Genomic DNA, 2242 nt, shown 5'->3' on the forward strand with positions numbered 1-2242 from the left:
CATCAATGTGCGCCAGCCGCAGCAGTTCGTCGAGCTGCCAGCGCGCCTTGGCGAGATTCGTCGTGGCTTCGCTTTGCTGCATCACGATTTCTCGCTGGCGGTGGCGCAGGGATTTGCCTTCACTCCATATTTTGTAGCTTTCTTCCAAAGCTTTTTCCGCGGCTGGCAGCGAATCCGGGCCGACATAGCTGAAACTGAGCGCCATCATCCACGGCTGCAAATCATCTTCGATTTTTCTGCGCTCAGCTTCCAGCTTTTGATAGGTCTGCTTGAAGGTCGATAACGAGGCGTGGTGCGCGCGCCGCTGCGCGAGATCGGCCATGGTTTCCACGCCAAAGCGCAACTGCACGCTGTGCAACTCGTCGCGTTTGATCATGAATTTTTCTTCGACGCTGACGAGATTGAAATTCAGCGCGCGGCTGCGGCTGTTCCATTGAATGTTGGACACCACCACGATCACCAAAATGATCACGCCCAGGCCGAACACCAGCATATTCGAGAAGTCGAAACTGGTGTCGCTGGCGGAAGCCAGAACATACAACAGCGAAACGCCTGCCACCACGCCGGCAAAGCCAAGCACGCGGCGCCAATAGGCAACGTTGCGATGAAAAAGATCGTGTTCCTGCCGCACCTTCGCCACCTCTTCTTCGGCCTGGTGCAACTGCGCCTCCAGCGCTTTATATCTCTCCATATCATGGTCCGTCAAATCGGCCAGCGCCCGGCGATCCTCTTCTTTCAAGCCCGCCTGCGCGAATGCCTGGTCCGCATCACTGGCGCGGTTGCCGGCTTCAATCGATTCGTTGTATTTTTCCTGCCAGCGTTGATACAACACGCGAAAATCTTCAATGGACGATTTTTCCCACAAGTGTTCCAGCGTTTGCAAATGCTTGTTCTTTTCCGCCATGGCCATCAAACGCAGCTCGACACTGTTGGCCTCGTTCGCCAGCCCCTGCAAATGCCGCTCGAGATAGAGATACTCATCACGCAGCTTGAAGAACTCTTCTTTGCGATTCATCGGAAACGCGTCGAACAGCATCATCTCCGCGATTTCCGCATCGAGCTTTTCGCGCTGGCCTTCGTTCACTTGATAGCGGTGCAAGCGCCGGCGCAACAATTCGCTTTGCACCAGCAAAATCTGGCGATCAAGCGTGGTCGCTTGGGCGGCCAGCTCGTCGATTTCGAGCGCCAGCATTTCCGCTTTTTCATAATCGTCCTGCACCGCTTTCTGCGTGGCCAGGCGCAGGGCATGTGTCTCATGCAGATCATCAAGCCGCGCGCGCGCCAACGCCAGCATCGTTTTTTGCGAACGATCGCTGCCCAGCTCGCGCATTTTCTGGTCGAGACGTTCGAGCGCGCGCTCCGCCGAAGTTTCCGTCACCGCGGAATCGAGCAACCGCAAAATCGCATCCGAGACCGCGCTCGCCTCGCGGGTGTACAAGCGCTGCAAGGCGCCCTGGCGAATGCACGCCGTGGCGAGAAACACCTGGCGCGACATGCCGATTTGCTTCTCGAGAAAATCTACGCGCCCGTGGCGGCCGCGGCTGAATTTCGCGGTTACATCCTCGCCGGTCACGCCGTCAAACAATTGCGTGGTTACTTCTTCCTGAGAAAAATCGCGATGCACGTTCAAACGCGCGCCGTTTGCCAGGTGATAGTGCAGGCTGCCGGCGTAATCGCCGCCGTTGCGCCACGGCCGAAATCGGGCATGCGCCTCGCGCTCGCGCGCCAGCGCGCGCTGATTGTCGTAAAAGCCGTAGAGCAGCGCCACAATCGCCTGCTGCAACGTGGATTTGCCGGCTTCATTCGGACCGTAGATGACATTGACCTGCGGATGGAAATGCCAATTGCGATCAATCAAACAGCCAAAAGCTTTGAGATGAAGTTCAAGGAGTTTCATCGCAGCGTGATATCCTCATGTTCAAACGCCTGCAAGCCATAACTCAAAGCTTCGTGATAAAGATTTTTTTTCTCCGGTTGTTTTTCCAGGGCTGCCAGCATATCACGAAGAAATGCGCCGCGCACCGTGGGCTCGCTGGCCAGCGCTTGCAAGTCCAGCGCCGGGCGTGTGCCATTTTCCAAATACAAAAACCCGAATTCTTTTTCGACGCGGTTGCTAATGAGATCAAGCTCCAGGCGCAATGCCGGCTCCGCCTCGCCGGTCAGGCGCAGATGCACAAACGTTTCTTTGTAGTTTTGCGCCGCGGCCAGCATGAGAATTTTGTCGATCAATTGCTCGCGCTGG

At 56.5% G+C, this 2242-nt stretch carries 1 pseudogene; it reads right to left on the reverse strand.

The window, feature by feature from the left end:
- Positions 1–1897, reverse strand: a pseudogene (locus FBQ85_29425) (hypothetical protein).
- Positions 1898–2242: the final 345 nt, after the last annotated feature.

This window comes from Cytophagia bacterium CHB2 (assembly GCA_030263535.1).
In the GTDB taxonomy this organism is placed as follows: domain Bacteria; phylum Zhuqueibacterota; class Zhuqueibacteria; order Zhuqueibacterales; family Zhuqueibacteraceae; genus Coneutiohabitans.